Consider the following 18,851-nt stretch of genomic DNA (forward strand, 5'->3'; position numbering starts at 1 on the left):
ACCGCCACCCTAGCGCTCACGGAGCAGTTGCCGCAGCTCCCCCAGGTCCACCAGCCGAAAGAGGAACAGCAGCCCCGCCCCGGCACCGAGGACCAGCAGAAACTGCACGACCCAGTCGACATACAGGAAGCCGGACGCCAGTACCGGCAGAATCAGCAGTAGCCCCGCCAGCACGAACAGCCGCAGCCAGTTCACCGCAGCGACCGGGAGCACCAGCCACCGATGCGCCAATCCGGCCTGCAACAGGGCAATGACGGTCTGTGTCGCCAGCGTCACCGCCGCGGCGCCGGGCGCCCCGTAGCGCGGCAGCGCCCAGAGGTTACCGCAGAGATTCAGCGCGATGCCCGCCAGGAATACGTAGTTCATCCGCCCGATGTAGCCCGTGGCGGATAGCAGTGCCCCGTAGGCGTAGTTGAGGCACTGGGCCACGAAGGTGAGGGACAGAAAAAACAGAATCGTGGCCGTACGCGGCTCCGCGAAGTCGTACAGGAGGTACACGATCGGGCGGGCGTAGGCCGCTACGGCGATACCGACCACCAGTCCGCCCCCGACCAGCAACTGCACGCTGAACCGCAGCAGGTCGGTCAGGGACTCTCCCCGGGCGTGCAGCCGGGCGTACATGGGCAGCAGCAGTCCCGCCAGCAGCCAGCCTACGGTATTTACGGCGTCGAGCAGGCGGTAGCCGGCAGCGTAGTGGCCGGCGGCGGCGGCCCCGTCCGGCAGTAACCGCTCGATCATCACCGCGTCCGTACGCGTATAGGCCGCCTGCAGCAGGATAGCGATGGCGAAGGGGGCGCCCCCGCGCAGCAACAGCAACAGGGTACGCCGGCTGAACCGGGGCCGCAATCGCTCCAGTCCGTCCCGGAGCGCGTAGCCCAGCCCCGCCGCCGTGACTCCCCAGCACAGCACCTGCGCCCCGGCGAACAGCCCGATACTCAGCCGTTCCGGCGCGAACAGCAGTACCCCACCGACCAGGGCGATCATCAGCAGCTTGTCCAGGATACTGAAGGTGCTGTCCAGCGCGTAGCGCCCCAGCCCCGCCAGCCCCGACCGCAGGTAGAGGACCAGGCTGTTGAGCAGTTGCCCGCAGCCGATCAGCAGCAGCAGGCCGAGCTCGTAACTACGGTACCCGATCCATACTCCCGCCCCGAGCAGGACAAGGAGATATACGCCACTGAGTACCGTCTTCAGGGCTAGGAAATACGGAAAGTACTTGGCCAGCAGGTGCCGGTGCCCGCTCAGGGTACGGCTGTTGTACAGCTGCAACCCCCCATCGGCGATCACCTGCAGGATCATCCCCAGCCCCAGCAACGAGAAATACAGCCCGTAGTCCGCCTCCGGCAGCACGTTCTGCACCGTACGCTCGATGCCAAACAAGTACACGCCCTTCACGATCAGGTTCAGGACCAGCACCAGGACGGCATTGCGGAAGAAGGAGGCTAGCATTCGTGGTACAATAGTAGTTTAGTCTGGTGGTCTTTTACTACTGGAGTCGGGTAGTGCCGCCGTCAGCCCATCAATCCCTGGTCCATCAATCCCTCCGTCCATCAGTCCATCAACCCCTAGCCCCCTTCCCCCTTAACCCCTAACTCCCTACCTTTCCCACTCACCCACCGGAATGCGGCCCGACTACCGTACTGCCCCCGGTACCACCGTACTACCCCATGTTGCGCGTAATGATCATCAACGGACCGAACCTCAACCTGCTCGGCAAGCGGCAGCCGGAGATCTACGGGGAAGACACCTTCGACGACTTCATGCTGCACCTGAAGGGCAAATTCGTGGATTCCGATGTGGAGCTAAACTACTACCAGAGCAACCACGAGGGGGAACTGCTCGACAAGCTGCACGAGATCGGCTACGACTACGACGGCATCGTGCTGAACGCGGGTGCCTATACCCATACGAGCGTGGCCCTGGCGGACGCGATAGCGGCCATCGAGACGCCCGTCATCGAAGTGCACATCAGCAACGTCCACAAGCGGGAGGCCTTCCGGCACCACAGTTACCTGTCGCCGCACTGTGAAGGGGTGATCGTAGGCTTCGGCCTGCGGGGCTACGAGCTGGCGGTGCAGTATTTTGTTTAGGGTGCAACGACTTGTGTCGTCAGACGTTTTATTTACTAACTAATCCTTGATACATGTCCCTATCCGATCGCTTTAGCAAATCCAGCAACCCCCTCCTGAGCGAGGAGCGCCTGGCCAAAGCGTCCGCGCGCCCGCTCGACGGCGGGTTCATCCAGCGTGCCGAAGACAACATCATGACCGTCGACGGCGCCGTCAATAAGACCTTCCTACTGGGCGTACTGCTCTTGGCCACCGCCGTGTACTCCTTCTTCTTTCCCAGCCAGCTGTTCGTTTGGGGCGGTGCTCTCGGTGGCCTGGCCCTCGTCTTCGTCATGGCCTTCAAGCCCAAGCTCTCGGGTACCCTGGCGCCCATATATGCCTTGCTTGAGGGCCTTTTCGTCGGCTCGGTCACGGCGATCTACGCGGCCGGCTTCGGGGTCGGCATGGTCTTCAATGCCATCCTGGCCACCATCGCCCTGCTGTTCATGATGCTCTTCATCTACAAAGCGGGCATCATCACCGTCAACAACAAGTTCCGCTCCGGCGTGATGATGGCTACCGGGGCCATCTTCGTGGTGTACCTCATCAATATGGGACTGAGCTTTTTCGGGATGAACATCCCTTTCCTCCACTCCGGCGGAATGCTCGGTATCGGCATCAGCCTCGTCATCATCGGCGTAGCTACCCTCAACCTGCTGCTCGACTTCGATAACATCGAGCGCGGTGCCGCCATGCAGTCGCCCAAATACATGGAGTGGTTCTGTGCCATGGGCCTCATCGTGACGCTGGTATGGCTGTACCTCGAGATCCTGCGCCTGCTGTCGGTCATGAGCCGCGACTAAGCCGCCGGTAGCAACGCTATGGAAAAGCAACAGGGGAAAACGGACGTGTCCGTTTTCCCCTGTTTGCTATACAGCCGAGTTGATTCAGTGAGTATAAAGTGAGGCTGTTGTATTCATCATCAAAACCACAAGGGTAACGGCCGGGGGGTACGGTGCGCTGCCCGGCGGAGAAAAAATAATAACACTTTTTTAATATCTGTTCTCCCCCCCCTCCGATCAGCCGGCCGGCGCCGCCGCCGCGAGCAGGTCGAGGTACGTGCGGATGCCCGCTTCGATCTCCCGGATGTAGATGTACTCATCGGCCGTATGGCTGCGGGCGCTGTCGCCGGGTCCGAGCTTGAGGGTAGGAAAGGTCATCAGCGCCTGGTCGCTCAGCGTCGGCGATCCGTACGTGGCCGCCTGCGGGCGGACGGCGCGGGCGGCGCGGACGAGGAAGTGATCCTCGCCGATACCGCTGGACTGCAACCGCAGGCTCCGGGGCGTAAGCGTAGCGTGTCGGCATACGCCGCGCAGCTCCGCTACCGCTTCCTCGTTCGTGTAGGCTTCGTTGACGCGCAGGTCGACTACAAAACTGCAGCGATCCGGTACCACGTTGTGCTGAGTACCGGCGGAAATGACCGTCACCGCGGCGCTGGTCGGACCGAGCCGCTCGCTGGGCCGGGCAAAGTCGTGATCGCGGATGGCGGCGATGTCGTCGACCGCCAGGTACAGGGCATTGACGCCCTCCTTGCGGGCGGCGTGGCCGCTCTTTCCCCGGGTTTCTCCGTCGATAACCACCAATCCCCGTTCGGCCACGGCCAGATCGAGCAGGGTGGGTTCCCCGACGATGCCGCAGTCGATCCGCGGTAGCCGGGGCAGCAGGGCGGCAATGCCGTTGGGGCCGCTGATCTCCTCCTCCGCCGTCGCCGCGAATACCAGGTTAACGGACAGGTCCGGGTCGTTCTCGAGCTCGACGAAGGCGGCGAGCAGACTCACCAGCGCCCCGCCGGCGTCGTTGCTGCCCAGCCCGTACAGTTTGCCGTCGATCACCTCGGCCAGGTAGGGGTCGCGGGTGTAGCCGGCGGCGGGCTTCACGGTATCATGGTGGCTGTTGAGCAGGACGGTGGACCGGCCCTCCACCCAGTGGCGGCTGCGCGTCCATACGTTGTTCAGGTGGCGCTCCGGCCGCAGCCCCCGCTCGTACAGGAAGGAGCTCAGGATGGCCGCCGTAGCTTCCTCCTCCCGGCTCAGGGAGGGCGTGGCGATCAGTTGCTGCAGTAATTCGGTGTAGTCGCGGTACTTCCCCATAGGTTTGCTTGCTCCGGCGTTCGGATCGCAAGGTAGCACGTACGGTGCAAGGGCGGCGGTGCGCAGGTGCGGAGAAACGCCGTTAAAGGACGATCCGGAACCCGAAATTAACCCCCGGCACCCAGCGCTCGTTGGTCAGGTCATAGCGGAGTTGCGGGCCCGCCTCCACGGCCAGCCAGGCATTGAGCAGGTACATGGCGCCGGCACCAGCCGTCACGTAGGTGAAGCTGCCGGGGAAGTAATCGATGCCCGCGTTGCTGTCCAGGCTTTCCCACAACCGGCCGGCGCCCGCCTCTCCGTAGGCCACCAGGCGGTGGCCGGTGGTGAGCAGGTAGCGCAGCCCGGCGCCGAGGTGGAGCTCCCGGAAGCGAACGTAGCGCTCCCCGTCTCCGTCACGGAACTGGTAGGACTCATAACTCCCCCCGTAACCCGCCACCGCGGCGACGGCCAGCCGGCGGGTTAGGAAGAAATGGGCACCGGTACGCGCCGTGAGGCGCCGGGTATTCTCGGTAAGGGTGGCCGAGGCAAGTTGTCCGCCAAGCAGCAGCGTACCCCGCCGGAAACGAACGACGGGAGTCGTGTCGGCCGCCCCATACCGCAGCCGGAGTTCCAGCCGCGCGCCCAGTTGCAGGGAATTGGCGCCCTCCGCCACGGTGTAGCCGGCGTAGGGCGTGAGCCGGGCCCCGCCGCCCACGGGAAGCTGTACACCGGCCGATACCGTGGCGCTGCCAAAGGCGGTGAGGTCCGTTCCGTCGTAGTCTACCCCCGACTGCAGTTGTCCGAAGGCACCCGGGGCGGCGGCATTAAGGAAGTAGTACCGGACGAAGGGGTGCAGGGAAAAGGCCCGCAGCCCGTACTCGCCACTGAGAATGGAGGCCCGCACCTGTCCGCCGACCAACAGACCGTCCAGCAGGGCCACACCGAAGCCGCCGCCCGCCTGCAGCACGGTCCGCTCGACGTCGGTACGCCGGTAGAGCGACAGGCCGGCCCCCGCCTCCGGGACGGGCTGGGGCGAGCGGAAGTCCGCGGCGTGATCAAAGAGGATCAGCCGGTCGCCGCGCTGCAGTTGAGCGTGGACGGTACCTACGGACAGCAGAAAAAAGAGGAGTAGAAGCTTGCGCATGGGATGCCTTGAATTAAAGGGTTAGCATCCCTTTATCTTCTCCCCGCCCCCGCCGTTACACCGTGGGAAGAGTTACAGCTTGAAACTTACCCCGAAGCTCATACCGAGTGACACTCCCGACCGGTTCCCTATGGCGTAGCGCTCATGCCTGTAGCGGAGTTCCGGGGTGATTTCCAGGCCGATGTTGTCGCGCACGAAAAGGTGGGCACCCACCCGCCCGAGCAATCCTAGCTCACTGTAACTGTCGGTATCGGGAGTAAACGGGGACTTGTCACTACGCCGTCCGTAGGTTCCCCCGGCTTCCAGGAACCAGAGCAGGTGCCGCTCCTGGTTGAGGTAATAACGTGCGCTGAGGCCGCCGCCGATCTGGGTTTGCCGGTAGACATTATCCCCCGACGGAGCGTTGAAGTCGGAGGTGAACCGGCTCTGCTGCAGCGTCAGTCCCGCGCCCACGGCAAAGCGGGGACTAAGGAAGTAATGTCCCCCCCCGGAAAGGACACCGGCGTAATAGTTGCGCTGCAGGGACAGTGACGCGAGCTGCCCCCCCAGCAGGAGATCGCCCGCCGCAAAACTGCCGGTGGCCCGTTCGTCCGGACGGTTGTTGCGGCCGAGTAGCAGGTCGATGCCGAAGGTGGCCGCCAGCCGGTTTGCGCCGGGGCCTACGGTGTAGGTGAGCTCCGGCGTCAGCAGTACGTTCGTCGCTACCGGAAACTGTACGCCTGCGCGAAGGGGCACGTAATCGGAAGTATTGAACCCTTCGGAGCCAAGCCCGAGGGCGGTGCTCGCCTCACCAAACAGTAACAGGTTGGGCCGGTTGATCAGGTAGTACCGCAGATAGGGGCTCAGCGCCACGGCGGCATCGAACCCACCGGACGATGTCCCGCCCACGCTCACGCCCGCGCCAGCGACCCAGCGGGGATGCAGGACGTACCCGTAGGTAGCCGAAACATATCCGAGCCCCCCCTCCCAGCGCGTATCGTAGAATATCGTGCCGAATTCGCCGGTATCGTATACATCTACCCCGTTAACGCCGGAGACTTCACCCGGGGAAGCGATCGTGAGCAGGCGGTCCCCACGTTGGAGCTGGGCCGGCAGGGTGGCCGCGATCAGGAGGAAAAACAAAAAGAGGTAGGTGTGCTTCATCGCGGGGTTAAATTGTATAGGGTTCCCAACCAAGATAATCCTTACCCTGCTCTCCGCAGGTGTTGGTGCCCTCCTTAACGTATGGATAACCGACTCTGGAAGTAGTACCCGGCGCAGCGTACCGGAAAGGCCCGCCGCCACGCCGTGATCTAGAGCATCACCCGGAATCCGAAATTGACGGCGAAGCGGGTCCGTCCATAGAACGCATCTTCCTTCAGGCCATAGCGGAACTGGGGAGCGGCCTCCAGGGCTATGTTCTTCCGGATGAAGTACTGTGCCCCGCCGCCCGCGGCCAGGTACCCCATCGACGAGCGGTCCTTTTGCGCAACGAGGCGTTGAGTGGCCGTACCGAAATTCTCCCACACGGGACGGCTCTGCCAGTTAACCGCGTACCCGGCCCCGGCATCCAGGAACCATACCAGGCGCCGCGGGGCGCTCAGGTAGTAACGTGCGCTACCGCCGATGTCTACGTTGCCCCCGTGCTGGGACTGGAGACCTTCCGGATCCGAGTTTTGCAGCGCATAGCGTACCCCACCGACGCCAAGCTGTACCCCCGCCGCCAACCGGTCGGTAAGAAAGTACTGTCCCCCGACGCTCAGACCACCCTGGATCCGCCCGTCGCGGGCGGCGAGGGAAACGGACTGTCCACCCAGGGTAATGGTCCCTTTCCCGAAGTTACCGGTGATCGCTTCGTCGGTCGTGCCCGGGTGCAGGAGCAGTTGGAGGCCGGCACCGAGGGTTACTTCGTTATCTCCTTTTTGTGCGGCGTAGGCGATCGTGGGGGTGAGAAACAGACCGGCAGCGATGGGCAGTTGTAGACCGGTTTGCAAGGTCAGTTGCTCAAGGACGCTTGATCCCCCGGCGTTTCCGCCGTAGTCGCTGAACCGGGTGCCCACCTGCCCGAAAACGCCGAGGCCGGGTCGGTTTACCACGTAGTAGCGGGCGAAGGGATCTAAGCGATAATTGCTGAAGATACCCCCGGCGTGCCCTACGCCGACGTTGATGTCCGCCCCCACTACCAAGCGGTCGAGCAGCGCGTAGCCATAGCTGAATCCCAGGTCCAGATCAACCTGGGTCTCATCGCTCGCGGAATAGTTGTACGCGCTCAATCCGCCTACGGAAGCCGAGTTGGGAGGTACGAGCCCACCCGCCCCGGGGATAATCAACTGATCGCCCCGCTGTATCTGGGCGACCCCGACGAAGCCCATGGAGAGAAATAGAATAAGGAGTAAGGACTTTTTCATGGATAGCAGGGTTTTCACAGGTTGAAACGAAGTCCGAGATTAAGTCCAGCTCCCAGCTTCTCGGTTCTGAAGTCGTACTTCAGCAGCGGAGCCACCTCCAGCGAGATCCGCTCGCGCACGAAAATCTGGGCACCCCCCCCGACGGAGGCCGAAGTTGTGCCGAAGGAAAACGCGTCCGCACCCTGGGTTTTCTGCCGCTGCCAGGCGCGGCCAACGCCTCCTTCCACGAACCACAGGGTGTGTGCTTCATTGTTCAGGTAATACCGGGCACTGGCTCCCAGCGTCAGGTTGGAGGAATGGATAAATTGGTCCGTCATGGTATTCTGTACTGTAAAGTGGTTGCCCCCCAAGGTTACCCCGGCCGCGAGGCGGTCGCTGAGGAAGTAGTGGCCACCCACGCTCAAACCCGCCGAGGTGAAATTGCTCCGCCGGCCGATACCGATGGATTCCGCGCCGAGCATCAGTTGTCCCTTCCGCAGACTGCCGATGGCCTTTTCCGCTCCGTCCCGCTCCCGCAGCTGAATCTCCAGGCGTGCTCCGGCGCCCAGGTTATTCTCACCTTCCATGGCCGTATAACTCAGGTTGGGGGTAAAGAAGACGTCCGATTGGAGCGGGATCTGCAAACCGGCGGAGAGGTTTAGCTGATCGAAGGCAGTAAAATTCTCGCCAGCTTTTCCAAGTCTACTTCCGACCTCGCCGAATACCCGTAGTTTTTCCCGGTTAAGGAAATAGTAGCGGAGGAAGGGCGACAGGCTGAGGAAGCTCTGCCCCCCCTCCATCAGGTAGAAATCGCCGTAAAGGGCGGTACCCACCATGACTCGATCCAGCACGGCGTGACCGTAGGAAGCGGCAAACCGCACGGTAGAGAAGTCGTCACCCGCGTCGTACCCCGCGCTCGCGCCCGCGGCTGGGGAGGGGGTGGGAAAGGTATAACTACCGGTCGGACTGCTGAAGATCAGGCGATCGCCGCGCTGCAGCTGGGCCGTGGCCGAAACGGAAAACAGCAAGAGTACGAGGAGGGTAAAGATGTGTTTCATGGAAGAGGGTTCAGGGCTGATCGATGAACCGGAAGTGGTTCGTACGGGGCTAACTGGTGGATAAATGTACTTGCCCGGAATATGACTTTTAGTTACCGGATCATTAAATATTGACCGGTGCTTCCCCACCATTTTATCCGCGATACGCCCGGTTTCAGGTACTAAATTTTGGTCCCCTGCCCACAACCCGGAAACTTTACTGTTATAGTGCTTTACAAGGCACCCGCGGCCCCGCCCGCGCGCCATTCATCCACCCAAACCACTTACCATGATGAAGTTCCTACTTACTGCCGTCTTTGCGATCGCCCTGTTCGCCTGTGACGATGCCAACACGACCGCCGCCGACGTACCCGCCGCCGTCACCGACGCCTTCAACTCCGCCTACCCCGGCGCCACTAATGTGGAGTGGGAAATGGACGACGACATCTACGAGGTGGAGTTCGACATGAACGGCGAGGAAATGGAAGCCGAGTTCTCCTCCACCGGCGAGATGCTGGAGATCGACGAGGACTAGTCCCACCCTACCCAAATGAATTGCCCAGCGGCGCGCCCTCACCCGGCGCGCCGTTCTGGTTTCAGAACGTCACCTCCGTACGGAAGGACGGCTTCCGCTGCTCCAGCAATCGCCCGCCAAGCTGCTGGGTGAGCATGCCGACCAGGCGGCTGCCGAAACCCGTGCCGCCCCCCGGCGCGCCGCCGCCCGCCCCGGTATCTTCGACCACCAACCGGGTGCGCCCCGCCGTGCGGTGGAGCGCTACCGTGATCAAGCCCTCCGCCGCGCCCGGGAAGGCATACTTGATGGAATTGGTGACGAGCTCGTTAACGATGAGGCCCAGGGGCACGGCCGTGTCCACGTCCATCTCCAGCGGCGGGACGTCGATCCGCAACTCGATGCGGTCCTCCACCCCGTAGGTCTGTACGAGGCCGCGGGTGAGGTGGGTAAGGTAAGCGCGCATTTCGATGGAGGAGAGCTCCCGCCCCTGGTACAGGCGCTGGTGCAGCAGGCCCATCGTGGCTACGCGTCGCTGGCTGGAGAGCATGGCGCGACGGGCGACGGGGTCCTCAAGGGTCGCCGACTGCAGTTCGAGGAGGCTGCTGATCACTTCCAGATTGTTCTTCACGCGGTGGTGGATCTCCTTGACCAGCAGTTCGTTCTCCGCGTTGCGCTTTTCCAGGAGAGCGTTCTTGCGGCGGTTGTGTCGCAGGCCGAACAGCAGGCCCGCCGCTCCGAGCAGGAGCAAGCCCGCGATCCCCAGCGTCAGCTGCTGGTTATGGCGCTGCTCGGCTAGCCGGTCCGCCTGCTGCCCGATGAGCGCATCCTTCTCTTCGATCGCGTAGCGCACGCGCAGCTCGCTGCGGAGGGAGGCGAGGCGCTCCTCCGTACGGGCCCGGTACACGGCCGTGGCCAGATTAAGGTAATGCATGGCGCTGTCGGGTTGCCCGAGCTGGGCGTAGCTTTCGGAAAGGGCACGGGCGTAGCCTTCCAGCAGGTTGGATTCGACCCGCAGTTCGCGAAGCCGCTCGACGCCCGCCCGGAGGTAAATGACGGCCCGGGCGTGGTCTCCCTGTCGGTGGTAGGCCAGTCCGATCTCGGGTTTCCAGTCGTCCGTCTCGCCGGGCCGTTCGTAGACGTCCTCCACCAGGGCCAGCACCCGAAAGAGGAGTTCAAGGGCCCGCTCCGTCTGCCCGGCGGCCGAGTAGGCCGAGGCGAGGGTTTCCAGGCGGCGGGCGTAGTCGAGGCCGGCGGCGCGGCGGTTTACCGCATCGTCGATGGACATGAGTCGCTCACCGGCGGCGACGGCCGAGTCCGGCCGACCGATCTGAAGGTAATAGCTGACCCGTTCGGCCTCCAGCTGCCGCACCTGTGCGGCAGTGGTGGCGAGCCGTGCGGCCCGGTCCAGAAAGCCCGCCGCCCGGTCCGGGTCATCCAGGGTACGGTAGAGATTGGCCAGGTTGACGAGGGTACGCGTTTTCGCCCCCGGATCCGGCGTCGCATCGAAGTAGCGTACCGCCGCGAGCAGGGCTACCTCCGCCGGACGGTACCGCCGGGCCGCCGCCAGGTCGTTGCCGTAGATATGGTATGACTGGGCGATGGCGGCCGTGTCCGTCGTCTCCAGAATGTAGGCCACCCGCAGCGAATCGTAGTGCAGGAAGCTGTCCGGCAACTCGGAGGTGTAGCTGTAGAAGTGCCAGTCGGCCGCCAGGGCATGGGCGCGTGACAGGCGTGCCGGGTCGCCCGCGGCGCGGGCCCGGCGCAGCACCTCCCAGACGGCGGCGTGAGCGTCCGTTTCCGTATGTTCTTCTGTCATTTCCGCTACCTGCCGCTCCGCGCGACTCAGCAGCGTATCGAGGGAGGGGGGCGATTGCCCAGGCAGGTCCGCCAGCAACAGTAGTAAGCCTAACGCGAGAAGGTGCCGCATATCGCCCTGGATTACCGGATGAGGTTGATCCGCCGCAGCAGTTCTTCCCGCCGGTTCCTGCTGACCGGGAGCGATCGTTTCCCCACCACTACGTGGGTGTCGGCTACGGCTTCCACCCTTCTCAGGTTGAGGATGTAGGAGCGGTGGACCCGCAGGAAATCTTTCCCCTGAAGTTGCTTCTCCACGGTCCCCAGCGGTACGGAAAGGAGGTACTCTCCCGTGGTGGTGTGGATACGCGCGTAGGCGCGTTCGGCCTCGACGTAGCGCACGTCCGCGAGGTACACCTTGGTGAGCCGTCCGCGGTCGCGGATGAAGATGCGGTCGTCGAGTACGCCCCCCTCCGCCGGCTCGGGGGCCGGGGCGGGTGGTGCGGTATGGAGGCCGTCTACGGCGAGCGTGATGGCGCGGTACAGTTCTTCTTTCTGGTAGGGCTTGCTGAGGAAAGCGCGGGGATGGGTAGTACGCGCCCGCTCGAAGCTGGCGGCATCGGAGTTGGCGGTCAGGAAAACGGTGGGCACCTGCAGCCCGGCGGCGAGCAGGGCGCGGGCGGTTTCCACGCCGTCGAGCGCGCCCCGCAGGTTGATGTCGAGCAGCAGGACGTCCGGCGGGGTCGCACGGCAGAAGGCCACGGCCTCTTCGCCGCGGGGCAGGATACCGGCCACGGAGTAACCGAGCTGCTCGAGGTGTAGGCTGATTTTGGCGGCAATGATCATTTCATCCTCGACGACGAGGACGGAAACCGGGGTATTCATAAAGGAATGTCTCGTAATCAGAACGATACGACCGCCGGTTCAGCGTGCATTTTGGATCCAGTTTTCCACCATCTCCTCCAGCAGGCCCATCGTCACGGCACCGCGGCTCAGGATCAGGCTATGGAAGGCGGCCAAGTCGAAGTCGTCGCCGAGGGCTTCCTCGGCCCGCTGCCGCAGGGACCGGATCTTCAGCTCCCCCATCTTGTACGAAACGGCCTGCCCCGGCCATCCGATGTAGCGGTCGACCTCGGTGTTGACCTCGTGGAGCGACAGCGCCGTATTCTCGGTCATGAACTGCACGGCCCGCTCCCGCGACCAACCGTAGTAGTGGATGCCCGGGTCGACCACGAGGCGGCAAGCCCGCCACATTTCGTAGGTGAGGCGGCCGAAGCGGTCGTAGGGCGTTTCGTACATCCCCGCTTCCTCGCCGAGGTACTCGGCGTAGAGCGCCCAGCCCTCGCCGAAGGCCGAGAGGTAGAGGCCCCGCCGGAAGTCCGACAGCTCGTCGAGCTCCGCCGACAGCATCATCTGGGTGTGGTGGCCCGGTACGCCCTCGTGCAGCGCCAGGGCCGTGAGGGTATAGTAAGGCCGACTGGGCAGGTCATAGGTATTTACCCAGAACGCTCCGGCGCGCCGTTGGCGGTAGCTGCCCGGGCTGTACCGGCCGCCGGTGTAATTAGGTGCCAAGGCGGCCGGCACCGGTGCTACCGTCAGCGGCATCCGCGGCAGCCGGTCGAAGTACCGCGGCAGCAGGGCCTCCATCCGCTTGGTGATCCAGGCCGCCCGCTCCAGCAGGTCCTCGGGTGATTGCGGATAAAACTGAGGATCGGTACGGAGGAAGGCCAGAAAGTCCGCGAAAGAACCCGTGAATCCGGTCTCCGCCATTACCTCCTCCATCTCGGCCCGGATTCGGGCCACCTCCCGCTGGCCGGTAGCAAAAACCTCCTCCGGCGTTACCTCGTCCGTGGTGAAGTAGCGTACGCGCTGGGCGTAGTAATCCTTGCCGTCGGTGATGGACCCGATGCCCAGGTCCGGGGACAGAGCGGGCAGGTAGTCCGTGCGCAGAAAGTCGCCCAGTGCGCGGTAGGCGGGGTACACGGCGGCTTCGATCAGCGAATCCACCCGCTCCATCCCCGCCGGATAGTCGGCCACCGGCTGATGAAAGATGCTGGCTTCCACGGGTTCGGCCACCGTGCGGTCTACGAGGTCGGCCACCAGCGTCACCACCCGTGGCGGGTTGGTCTTGCCGTCCTCCAGGCCGCGAGCCATGGCGGCTTGCTGGGCGCGGAAGTAGTCGGGCAGTGTCTCCAGTTCGTGCATATACCGCGCCAGCTGGTCGGGCGTACGCACGCGCCGGTTGCCGAAGCGGTACACGATGCCCGCCAGGAAGCCCCCCTCGGCGTCGAGCGGGAAGCGGTGATCGCCGAAATCCAGCCGGTACACCTGGTCGTCGAGCACAAAGGCCAGCAGGTCGGCGTCGGCCCGCTCCGCATTGGGCAGGTCGCGCAGCCCGTCCAGCCGGTCGCGGAAGCCGCGCAGGCGATCGGCCCGGGCGGAAAGTTCTTGCTCACCGGCAATGCCCCAGACGTCGGTACTGTCGTAGGGGTCGTAATCGCGGTAGTCGGCCAGCAACTGCCGCAGGGCGGCCGTATCGGACTGGGCCGCAAGGGCAACGGGCAAAAGGAAGCAGAGCAGAACGGTACGCATCGCAATCGGTTGAAGGCAAAAGGTACGGCGCGGACGCGAGTGCGGGGCCTAATCTGCGGGGCCGTTCACCCTTACCGGACCACGAGGCGGGCCGTGGCCGGTGCCCCCTCGAGCAGGAACTCGGCAGCGTAGATACCCGGTGGCACCCGCCCCAGGTCCACCGTCATAACGCCATCCGCCGCGGGTGTCAGCGTGCCCGTGGCTACGGCGCGGCCGGATACGTCGGTGACCCGGTAGGGCACCGGCGCTGCAGTCTCCAGATACACCCTGAAGTGTCCGGTAGCGGACGGGTTGGGGGCAATCCGCGGCGCGGCCGTTACGGGCAGGTTTTCCCTGACGCGGGTCACCGCGCCGCAGCCGGGGTCGGTCGTCAGCGTGAGCAGTAAACCGAGGGAGTCCTTGCCGGGATTGTGTACCACCGGTTGCTCCGCACCCGGCACCGGGCCGAACCCACCCGCCAGGGGCAGCCGTACGGTACCCAGCAGGCCGTAGCCCCGGCAGTCGCCCCGGCCGCCCGCGGCGAGGTGCATCGCGGGGCGGTACCGGCTGTTCTCCTCCCCCTCCGTACCGGCGAGGGCGTGGGCGAAGTTGAGGTTGAGGTCGGCGTCGTAACCCGCCACGAAGGTGCGGTAGCGGTAGTCGTCGTTCCCGCTCAGGACGGTCTCGGCGGTCGGAGAGGGGTCGAAGTCCACATTCTTGCCCCCCAGGAAGCCCGACAGGTAGAGCGTGCCATCGTCGAGGAGGCGGTGATCGTAGAAGTATTCGAAGGCGTCGGCGGGGTCGCGATCCTCCAGCAGGACCGCGCGCAGCAGTGTTCCCTTCCGGGAATACTTGGCGAGGAAGAGGTCCGGATCACCATAGTCCACCGGCACCTCCAGGTAATGGGTTTCCGGGCCGGGGGCAACCTCCGTCGTCGCGAAGATGCTGCCGGTCAGGTACACGTTGCCCGCCGCGTCGCCGTCGATGAAATCCGGATAGGGGTGGACCCCCGGAAAGGCATGGGCAAAATTGACGGTCTGGTCACTGGCATAGGCGATCAGCAGACAGCGGGTCGAGTCGGCGGTCCCGTCCACGTAATATTCCTTCCCCTCGGTGGGGTCCAGGTCCCGGCCCTCGTCCTGCGGCTGGAAGGTACCCAGTACGTAAAAGTCACCGCTACTGGACGCCCCCAGTACGTAGGGCGACCGGATCGTGCGGAATCCGAAACGGTAGTTTCCGTCGCGGTCGTAGGAAAGGATGATGGCGCTGTTGCCGTCGGGCCGCAGCTCCCCGGGCCCGGGGTCGTAATCGTGGTCAGGGGTATTGTAGACGACCAGGTAGCTGTTGCCGGCCCCATCGGTAGCAAACAGGCGGTAGTCCACCAGTTCGTACTTCGGCGCCGCATAGTAGGGCAGATCCAGGGCGAAGCGCAGTTCCCCGGCCGCCGTATAGGAGGCAACGAAGGTGCGGTCCGTATCCGGGTCCGGACTGCTCAGGCGGTACACCGCCGCGGAGGGATCGAAGTCGGCCGACCCGTGGAAAGTACCCTGCACGTAGATGTTTCCCTCCGCATCGGTATCCACGTAGTAGGCCTGCACGAAGGCGTCGCTGCGCTCGGCGTCACCGATGAGGAAGGAGAAATTCCGCTTGCCGTCGGGGGCATAGGAGGCCAGGTAGGCGGCGTAGCCCGCCTTCTTTTTTGGGTAGGCCAGGCGCGTTACGCCGGGCCCGGGGTCCAAGTCTACCGAGGTAGTGTCCGCCAGGAATACCTCCCCGAAAAGGACCCGGTCGCCGGCCGGGGTCATGACCATATCGGCGCGGTAGCTGACGTCGGATACGGGCAGTACGAAGGTCGACTGGGCAAAGGCCACCCCGGGCAGGAGAAGGAAGAACAGGTACGGGTACTTCATAGGCGGGATTCCGATGTCGGTAACGCCATGGTGCTCACCGCATTTTCTCACCCCGCCTTTTTGACAGTACGCATTAGGATGCGGTTTTTTACAAGACAGGCTCCTTTCCTGCCGCCGGTCGCCCGGCGCGGCGGTCCGCTACCGGCTGGTCCGGATGGGCGAGCTGCCGTGCACTCACTCCACGGTAACGGTAGCTACCCACTGCCTTTGGTCGGGGGTGGTCGCCAGTACCCGGTAGGTACCCGCGGACAGGACGAGCGCCCGCGGGTCGCCCGGGGAGGTTTCCACGATGTCGCGGGGCACCGTCCTGCCGAGGTCGTCGCCCGGCCGGTACGCCTGCAGCAGGTAGGGCCCTGCCCCCCCGATATCCGCACAGTCCAGGTACACGGCGCGGCGGCCGGAGCCGAACCGGTAGTCGGGCCGGCCGTGGCGGTAGGTGGTCCGGGGGTGGAAAACGTGGTAATCAAACCAGTGCGCGTCGTAGCCGTACTGCCAGGGTTCGCCGCGGGCATCGATGTACACCACCGGTTCCTCCGGATCGGCGTAACGGTAGGCGGATTCCTCCTGGCTGGTATCCGCCCGCTCGCGGTAGGCCGTCTGGTCGATGGTCAGGGGGTCGAGGCCGGTGCTGTCGGCCAGTCGCTGGGCCATGGCGCGCCCCCAGTTGCCCCCGATGGTGCCCTCGGCGGCGTGGTCGTAGCCTGCGTGGAGCAGGAGCTTGCCTTCCGGGTGCTCCTTCCGGTAGGCAACGATATTCGCCGTTTGCCCGGCTTCCCGCTGCGCCGGTTCCCGCCCCGGTACGTAGGGGTCTTCGTAGGCGAATACGCGGAAGCCCAGGTCGCGTGCTTCCTGCACCATGGCTGCGAATTCCGGTTCCTGCAGGTAGAAGCCGGCGCGGACCGTGGGGTAAGCGTGGGCCGCCAGGGATGAATCGGCACCGGCCCAGTTGGTCAGTGCCTCCAGCCCGAGGTGGCGGTACCCGCGGTCGTACAGTCCCGCAAGCAGCGAGCGGGTGAAGGTGCGGTGGCGCGGATCGTGGTGTACCTCGTTGACGATCACGATTTCGTGGTCCTCCGCCGCCCGCAGCAGTTGGGGTAACGCAGGGGTGCTTCGGTAGTGGTCGCGGAAGTGCGCGTACCGGGCGGTATCCCGCAACGGGGCGGGTTCTCCGGCCTCCAGCGCCCGCCGGGCCTCCTCCACCGCGCCGACAAACAGCAGCAGGTTGCCGACCATGCCGGGGTGGTAGCCCTCCCGGGAGGTATCCACGATGGTCGCCCGGTGCAGATAAGCATTCCCCGGGGGCGGATACTCCACGGAGACCGTATCGAATTCAGGAGACAGGTACCGGGTCGACACCTGGGCCGAGAGCCCCGCGGTGAAGAATAAGAACAGGAGCGTAAGGTTGCGCATGACCCCAAGGTAACCCGCGCCGGCCGGTAAGGGGGTGTGCCCGCCGCAGCACGAATCGACCGGCTGGATAGACCTGCGCCACCCGAAGACCAACCGCCGTAGCGGGCGCTGTTAAATTTCCCGTCGCCCGGCGCTACGGGGCGGGTCGGGCGTTTCGGGGAACGGGATTACCGGGACTATCGGTCATTCCGTGCTTACTATGACCAAATCCAACCTACATGCTGCTTTCCCTACGCACCCTTGCCAACCGCGCCGTTTCCTCCGACGACACTCCCCTCCCCCAGCCCGCGGACGACTGGGATATGGAGGACAATTCCGCAGAGCTCGATGAGGTTGATCCGGACGATGAGGACTACCCGCCCGCAGACACGGACGATGAGGACTGACGCAGGCCTTAAAGTGGCACTACCGAAGGTGGCGGGTTACGGCCGGGATGTTACCGGTATACGGCGCCCTACGCTGCGGGGGCTTACGCGATCACGAGGCTTTCCACGCCGTTCATTACTGCGTAGTCCTTCAGCTGCTGGACGCTGAGGTTCTGGCTGTAGCAGGTATGGTGGGCGCCTCCCGCGTGGATCCAGGCGGCTACGCCGTCGGCCATGTTGGGATGCACCTGCCAGAGTACGCGGGCGACGGGCAGCTTGGGCAGGTCGCCGCCGGGAGCGACGGCCGTGACCGGATTGATGAGCAGGCGGAAGCGGTCACCCATATCGACGAGGGAAGCGTTGAGGGCCTCGCCCGCACCGGCCGTGAAGACGAGGCGGCAGGGGTCGGCCTTCCCGCCGATTCCCAGGGGGTGACACTCGATCCGGGGCTTGTCGCCTGCGATACTGGGGCAAATCTCGAGCATGTGACTGCCCAGGACCGCCTCGTTGCCGGGCTCGAAGTGGTAGGTGTAATCCTCCATGAAGCTGTTTCCACCCTCCAGTCCGGTGGCCATCACCTTCATGGTCCGCACCAGGGCGGCCGTCTTCCAGTCGCCCTCGCCGCCGAAGCCGTAGCCCTCGGCCATCAGCCGCTGCACGGCGAGGCCCGGGAGCTGCCGCATGCCGGTGAGGTTCTCGAAGGTATCGGTGAAGGCCGTAAAGCCGCCTTCTTCGAGGAACGCCTTCATACCCAGTTCGATGCGGGCGCTGTAGCGGAGATTGGGGTAGCGGTCGCCGTTGGGTAGCAGGTTGTCGGCAATGGTGTAGTGCTCGCGGTAGACGTCGATCAGATCGTCGATCGACTTGTCCTCCACGGCGTCGAGCCGGTCGACGAGGTCACCCATACCGTAGCCGTTGACGCTGTATCCTAGGGTGATCTGGGCGGCCACCTTATCCCCCTCGGTGACGGCTACCTGTCGCATATTGTCTCCGAAGCGGGCCACCTTCATGTTGAGGTCGGCATCGCGGGCCAGGGCCACGCGGCTCCAGTCGGCCAGTTGCTGCTGCACCGGCGCGGCCGCCCAGTGGCCTACGATTACCTTGCGGCGTACACCGAGGCGCGTACAGATGTGCCCGAACTCCCGGCCGCCGTGGGCGCTCTGGTGGAGGTTCATGTAGTCCATGTCGATGTTCGCGTAGGGGATGTCGCGCAGGAACTGGGTGTGCAGGTGGCACAGGGGCTTGTGCAGGACGCTGAGGCCGCGGATCCACATTTTGGCCGGGGAGAAGGTGTGCATCCAGCAGATGACTCCGATACAGTTGTCGTCGGTTTCGACCACGCGCAGCTGCCGGTAGATTTCGTCGGGGGTAGTCAGGACCGGCTTCCACTCGATGCGCACGGGCAGTCCCGCGATGCCGTTGAGCGCCTCGGCTACCTGCCGGCTGTCGTCGGCTACCTGCCGCAGGGTTTCCTCGCCGTAGAGGTGCTGGCTACCGGTGAGGAAATAGAGGGTTTTTTCGGTTGCCGTAATTGAGTTACTCAAGGGGAATGGATTGTTCGTTTGG

16 protein-coding genes are annotated in these 18,851 nt (G+C 64.4%); 4 read left to right on the forward strand and 12 right to left on the reverse strand.

Annotated features, from left to right (window positions below):
* Positions 1-9: 9 nt before the first annotated feature.
* On the reverse strand, positions 10-1,446 hold the full coding sequence (locus DQG19_RS06615; protein WP_116125453.1) for a polysaccharide biosynthesis C-terminal domain-containing protein: 1,437 nt from the start codon (positions 1,444-1,446) through the stop codon (positions 10-12).
* 218 nt (positions 1,447-1,664) lie between these two features.
* Between DQG19_RS06615 and aroQ the strand changes: the two genes are divergently transcribed.
* Together aroQ and DQG19_RS06625 are read left to right on the forward strand one after the other, a co-directional pair.
* Positions 1,665-2,087 (forward strand): type II 3-dehydroquinate dehydratase, encoded by a 423-nt coding sequence (gene aroQ, locus DQG19_RS06620; protein ID WP_116125454.1) that lies wholly within the window; start codon positions 1,665-1,667, stop codon positions 2,085-2,087.
* A gap of 53 nt (positions 2,088-2,140) precedes the next feature.
* A complete protein-coding gene (locus DQG19_RS06625; RefSeq protein WP_116125455.1) occupies positions 2,141-2,908 on the forward strand; it encodes a Bax inhibitor-1/YccA family protein in 768 nt (255 codons plus the stop codon).
* A 216-nt stretch (positions 2,909-3,124) separates the two neighbouring features.
* Here the strand turns inward: DQG19_RS06625 and DQG19_RS06630 are convergent, their stop codons facing one another.
* The 5 genes from DQG19_RS06630 to DQG19_RS06650 form a co-directional block, all read right to left on the reverse strand.
* Positions 3,125-4,195 carry a M20/M25/M40 family metallo-hydrolase gene (locus DQG19_RS06630; protein WP_116125456.1) on the reverse strand — a complete coding sequence of 357 codons (1,071 nt, stop codon included), beginning with the start codon at positions 4,193-4,195 and terminating at the stop codon, positions 3,125-3,127.
* An 82-nt stretch (positions 4,196-4,277) separates the two neighbouring features.
* A complete protein-coding gene (locus DQG19_RS06635) occupies positions 4,278-5,318 on the reverse strand; it encodes a hypothetical protein (protein ID WP_116125457.1) in 1,041 nt (346 codons plus the stop codon).
* Between the two features lie 72 nt (positions 5,319-5,390).
* On the reverse strand, positions 5,391-6,461 hold the full coding sequence (locus DQG19_RS06640) for an outer membrane beta-barrel protein (RefSeq protein ID WP_116125458.1): 1,071 nt from the start codon (positions 6,459-6,461) through the stop codon (positions 5,391-5,393).
* 149 nt (positions 6,462-6,610) lie between these two features.
* Positions 6,611-7,705 (reverse strand): hypothetical protein, encoded by a 1,095-nt coding sequence (locus tag DQG19_RS06645; RefSeq protein ID WP_157974364.1) that lies wholly within the window; start codon positions 7,703-7,705, stop codon positions 6,611-6,613.
* A 14-nt stretch (positions 7,706-7,719) separates the two neighbouring features.
* The gene (locus tag DQG19_RS06650) at positions 7,720-8,742 is read right to left on the reverse strand and encodes an outer membrane beta-barrel protein (RefSeq protein WP_157974365.1); all 1,023 of its coding nucleotides are present in this window, start codon (positions 8,740-8,742) and stop codon (positions 7,720-7,722) included.
* Positions 8,743-9,010: 268 nt separating this feature from the next.
* Here DQG19_RS06650 and DQG19_RS06655 point away from each other — a divergent pair, with 268 nt between their 5' ends.
* A complete protein-coding gene (locus tag DQG19_RS06655) occupies positions 9,011-9,256 on the forward strand; it encodes a hypothetical protein (RefSeq protein WP_157974366.1) in 246 nt (81 codons plus the stop codon).
* Between the two features lie 61 nt (positions 9,257-9,317).
* On the opposite strand, the gene DQG19_RS06660 is transcribed toward DQG19_RS06655, so the two are convergent.
* The 5 genes from DQG19_RS06660 to DQG19_RS06680 form a co-directional block, all read right to left on the reverse strand.
* Complete coding sequence (locus tag DQG19_RS06660) at positions 9,318-11,162, reverse strand: sensor histidine kinase (protein WP_116125462.1); 1,845 nt, start codon at positions 11,160-11,162, stop codon at positions 9,318-9,320.
* An 11-nt stretch (positions 11,163-11,173) separates the two neighbouring features.
* Positions 11,174-11,914, reverse strand: coding sequence for a LytR/AlgR family response regulator transcription factor (locus DQG19_RS06665; RefSeq protein WP_116125463.1), 741 nt, complete (start codon positions 11,912-11,914; stop codon positions 11,174-11,176).
* A 39-nt stretch (positions 11,915-11,953) separates the two neighbouring features.
* Positions 11,954-13,621 carry a DUF885 domain-containing protein gene (locus DQG19_RS06670; protein WP_116125464.1) on the reverse strand — a complete coding sequence of 556 codons (1,668 nt, stop codon included), beginning with the start codon at positions 13,619-13,621 and terminating at the stop codon, positions 11,954-11,956.
* 71 nt (positions 13,622-13,692) lie between these two features.
* Complete coding sequence (locus DQG19_RS06675) at positions 13,693-15,510, reverse strand: T9SS type A sorting domain-containing protein (RefSeq protein WP_116125465.1); 1,818 nt, start codon at positions 15,508-15,510, stop codon at positions 13,693-13,695.
* A 174-nt stretch (positions 15,511-15,684) separates the two neighbouring features.
* Positions 15,685-16,920 carry a hypothetical protein gene (locus DQG19_RS06680; protein ID WP_116125466.1) on the reverse strand — a complete coding sequence of 412 codons (1,236 nt, stop codon included), beginning with the start codon at positions 16,918-16,920 and terminating at the stop codon, positions 15,685-15,687.
* A gap of 218 nt (positions 16,921-17,138) precedes the next feature.
* On the opposite strand from DQG19_RS06680, the gene DQG19_RS20815 reads away from it, so the two are divergent.
* Positions 17,139-17,306, forward strand: a complete 168-nt coding sequence (locus DQG19_RS20815) for a hypothetical protein (RefSeq protein WP_157974367.1) — start codon at positions 17,139-17,141, stop codon at positions 17,304-17,306.
* Positions 17,307-17,389: 83 nt separating this feature from the next.
* On the opposite strand, the gene araA is transcribed toward DQG19_RS20815, so the two are convergent.
* Complete coding sequence (gene araA / locus DQG19_RS06685) at positions 17,390-18,829, reverse strand: L-arabinose isomerase (protein ID WP_232826452.1); 1,440 nt, start codon at positions 18,827-18,829, stop codon at positions 17,390-17,392.
* Between the last annotated feature and the right edge of the window lie 22 nt (positions 18,830-18,851).

The sequence above is a fragment of the Lewinella sp. IMCC34183 genome (assembly GCF_003390915.1).
Taxonomy (GTDB): Bacteria; Bacteroidota; Bacteroidia; order Chitinophagales; family Saprospiraceae; genus Neolewinella.

Bases quoted from the DNA above. Each gene is read 5' to 3' on its own strand.
- DQG19_RS06640 (WP_116125458.1), bottom strand. From the start codon at position 6,461: ATGAAGCACACCTACCTCTTTTTGTTTTTCCTCCTGATCGCGGCCACC.
- DQG19_RS06645 (WP_157974364.1), bottom strand. From the start codon at position 7,705: ATGAAAAAGTCCTTACTCCTTATTCTATTTCTCTCCATGGGCTTCGTC.
- DQG19_RS06665 (WP_116125463.1), bottom strand. From the start codon at position 11,914: ATGAATACCCCGGTTTCCGTCCTCGTCGTCGAGGATGAAATGATCATT.
- aroQ (WP_116125454.1), top strand. From the start codon at position 1,665: ATGTTGCGCGTAATGATCATCAACGGACCGAACCTCAACCTGCTCGGC.
- DQG19_RS20815 (WP_157974367.1), top strand. From the start codon at position 17,139: ATGCTGCTTTCCCTACGCACCCTTGCCAACCGCGCCGTTTCCTCCGAC.
- DQG19_RS06625 (WP_116125455.1), top strand. From the start codon at position 2,141: ATGTCCCTATCCGATCGCTTTAGCAAATCCAGCAACCCCCTCCTGAGC.
- DQG19_RS06615 (WP_116125453.1), bottom strand. From the start codon at position 1,446: ATGCTAGCCTCCTTCTTCCGCAATGCCGTCCTGGTGCTGGTCCTGAAC.
- DQG19_RS06655 (WP_157974366.1), top strand. From the start codon at position 9,011: ATGATGAAGTTCCTACTTACTGCCGTCTTTGCGATCGCCCTGTTCGCC.
- DQG19_RS06635 (WP_116125457.1), bottom strand. From the start codon at position 5,318: ATGCGCAAGCTTCTACTCCTCTTTTTTCTGCTGTCCGTAGGTACCGTC.
- DQG19_RS06670 (WP_116125464.1), bottom strand. From the start codon at position 13,621: ATGCGTACCGTTCTGCTCTGCTTCCTTTTGCCCGTTGCCCTTGCGGCC.
- DQG19_RS06630 (WP_116125456.1), bottom strand. From the start codon at position 4,195: ATGGGGAAGTACCGCGACTACACCGAATTACTGCAGCAACTGATCGCC.
- DQG19_RS06675 (WP_116125465.1), bottom strand. From the start codon at position 15,510: ATGAAGTACCCGTACCTGTTCTTCCTTCTCCTGCCCGGGGTGGCCTTT.
- DQG19_RS06650 (WP_157974365.1), bottom strand. From the start codon at position 8,742: ATGAAACACATCTTTACCCTCCTCGTACTCTTGCTGTTTTCCGTTTCG.
- DQG19_RS06660 (WP_116125462.1), bottom strand. From the start codon at position 11,162: ATGCGGCACCTTCTCGCGTTAGGCTTACTACTGTTGCTGGCGGACCTG.
- DQG19_RS06680 (WP_116125466.1), bottom strand. From the start codon at position 16,920: ATGCGCAACCTTACGCTCCTGTTCTTATTCTTCACCGCGGGGCTCTCG.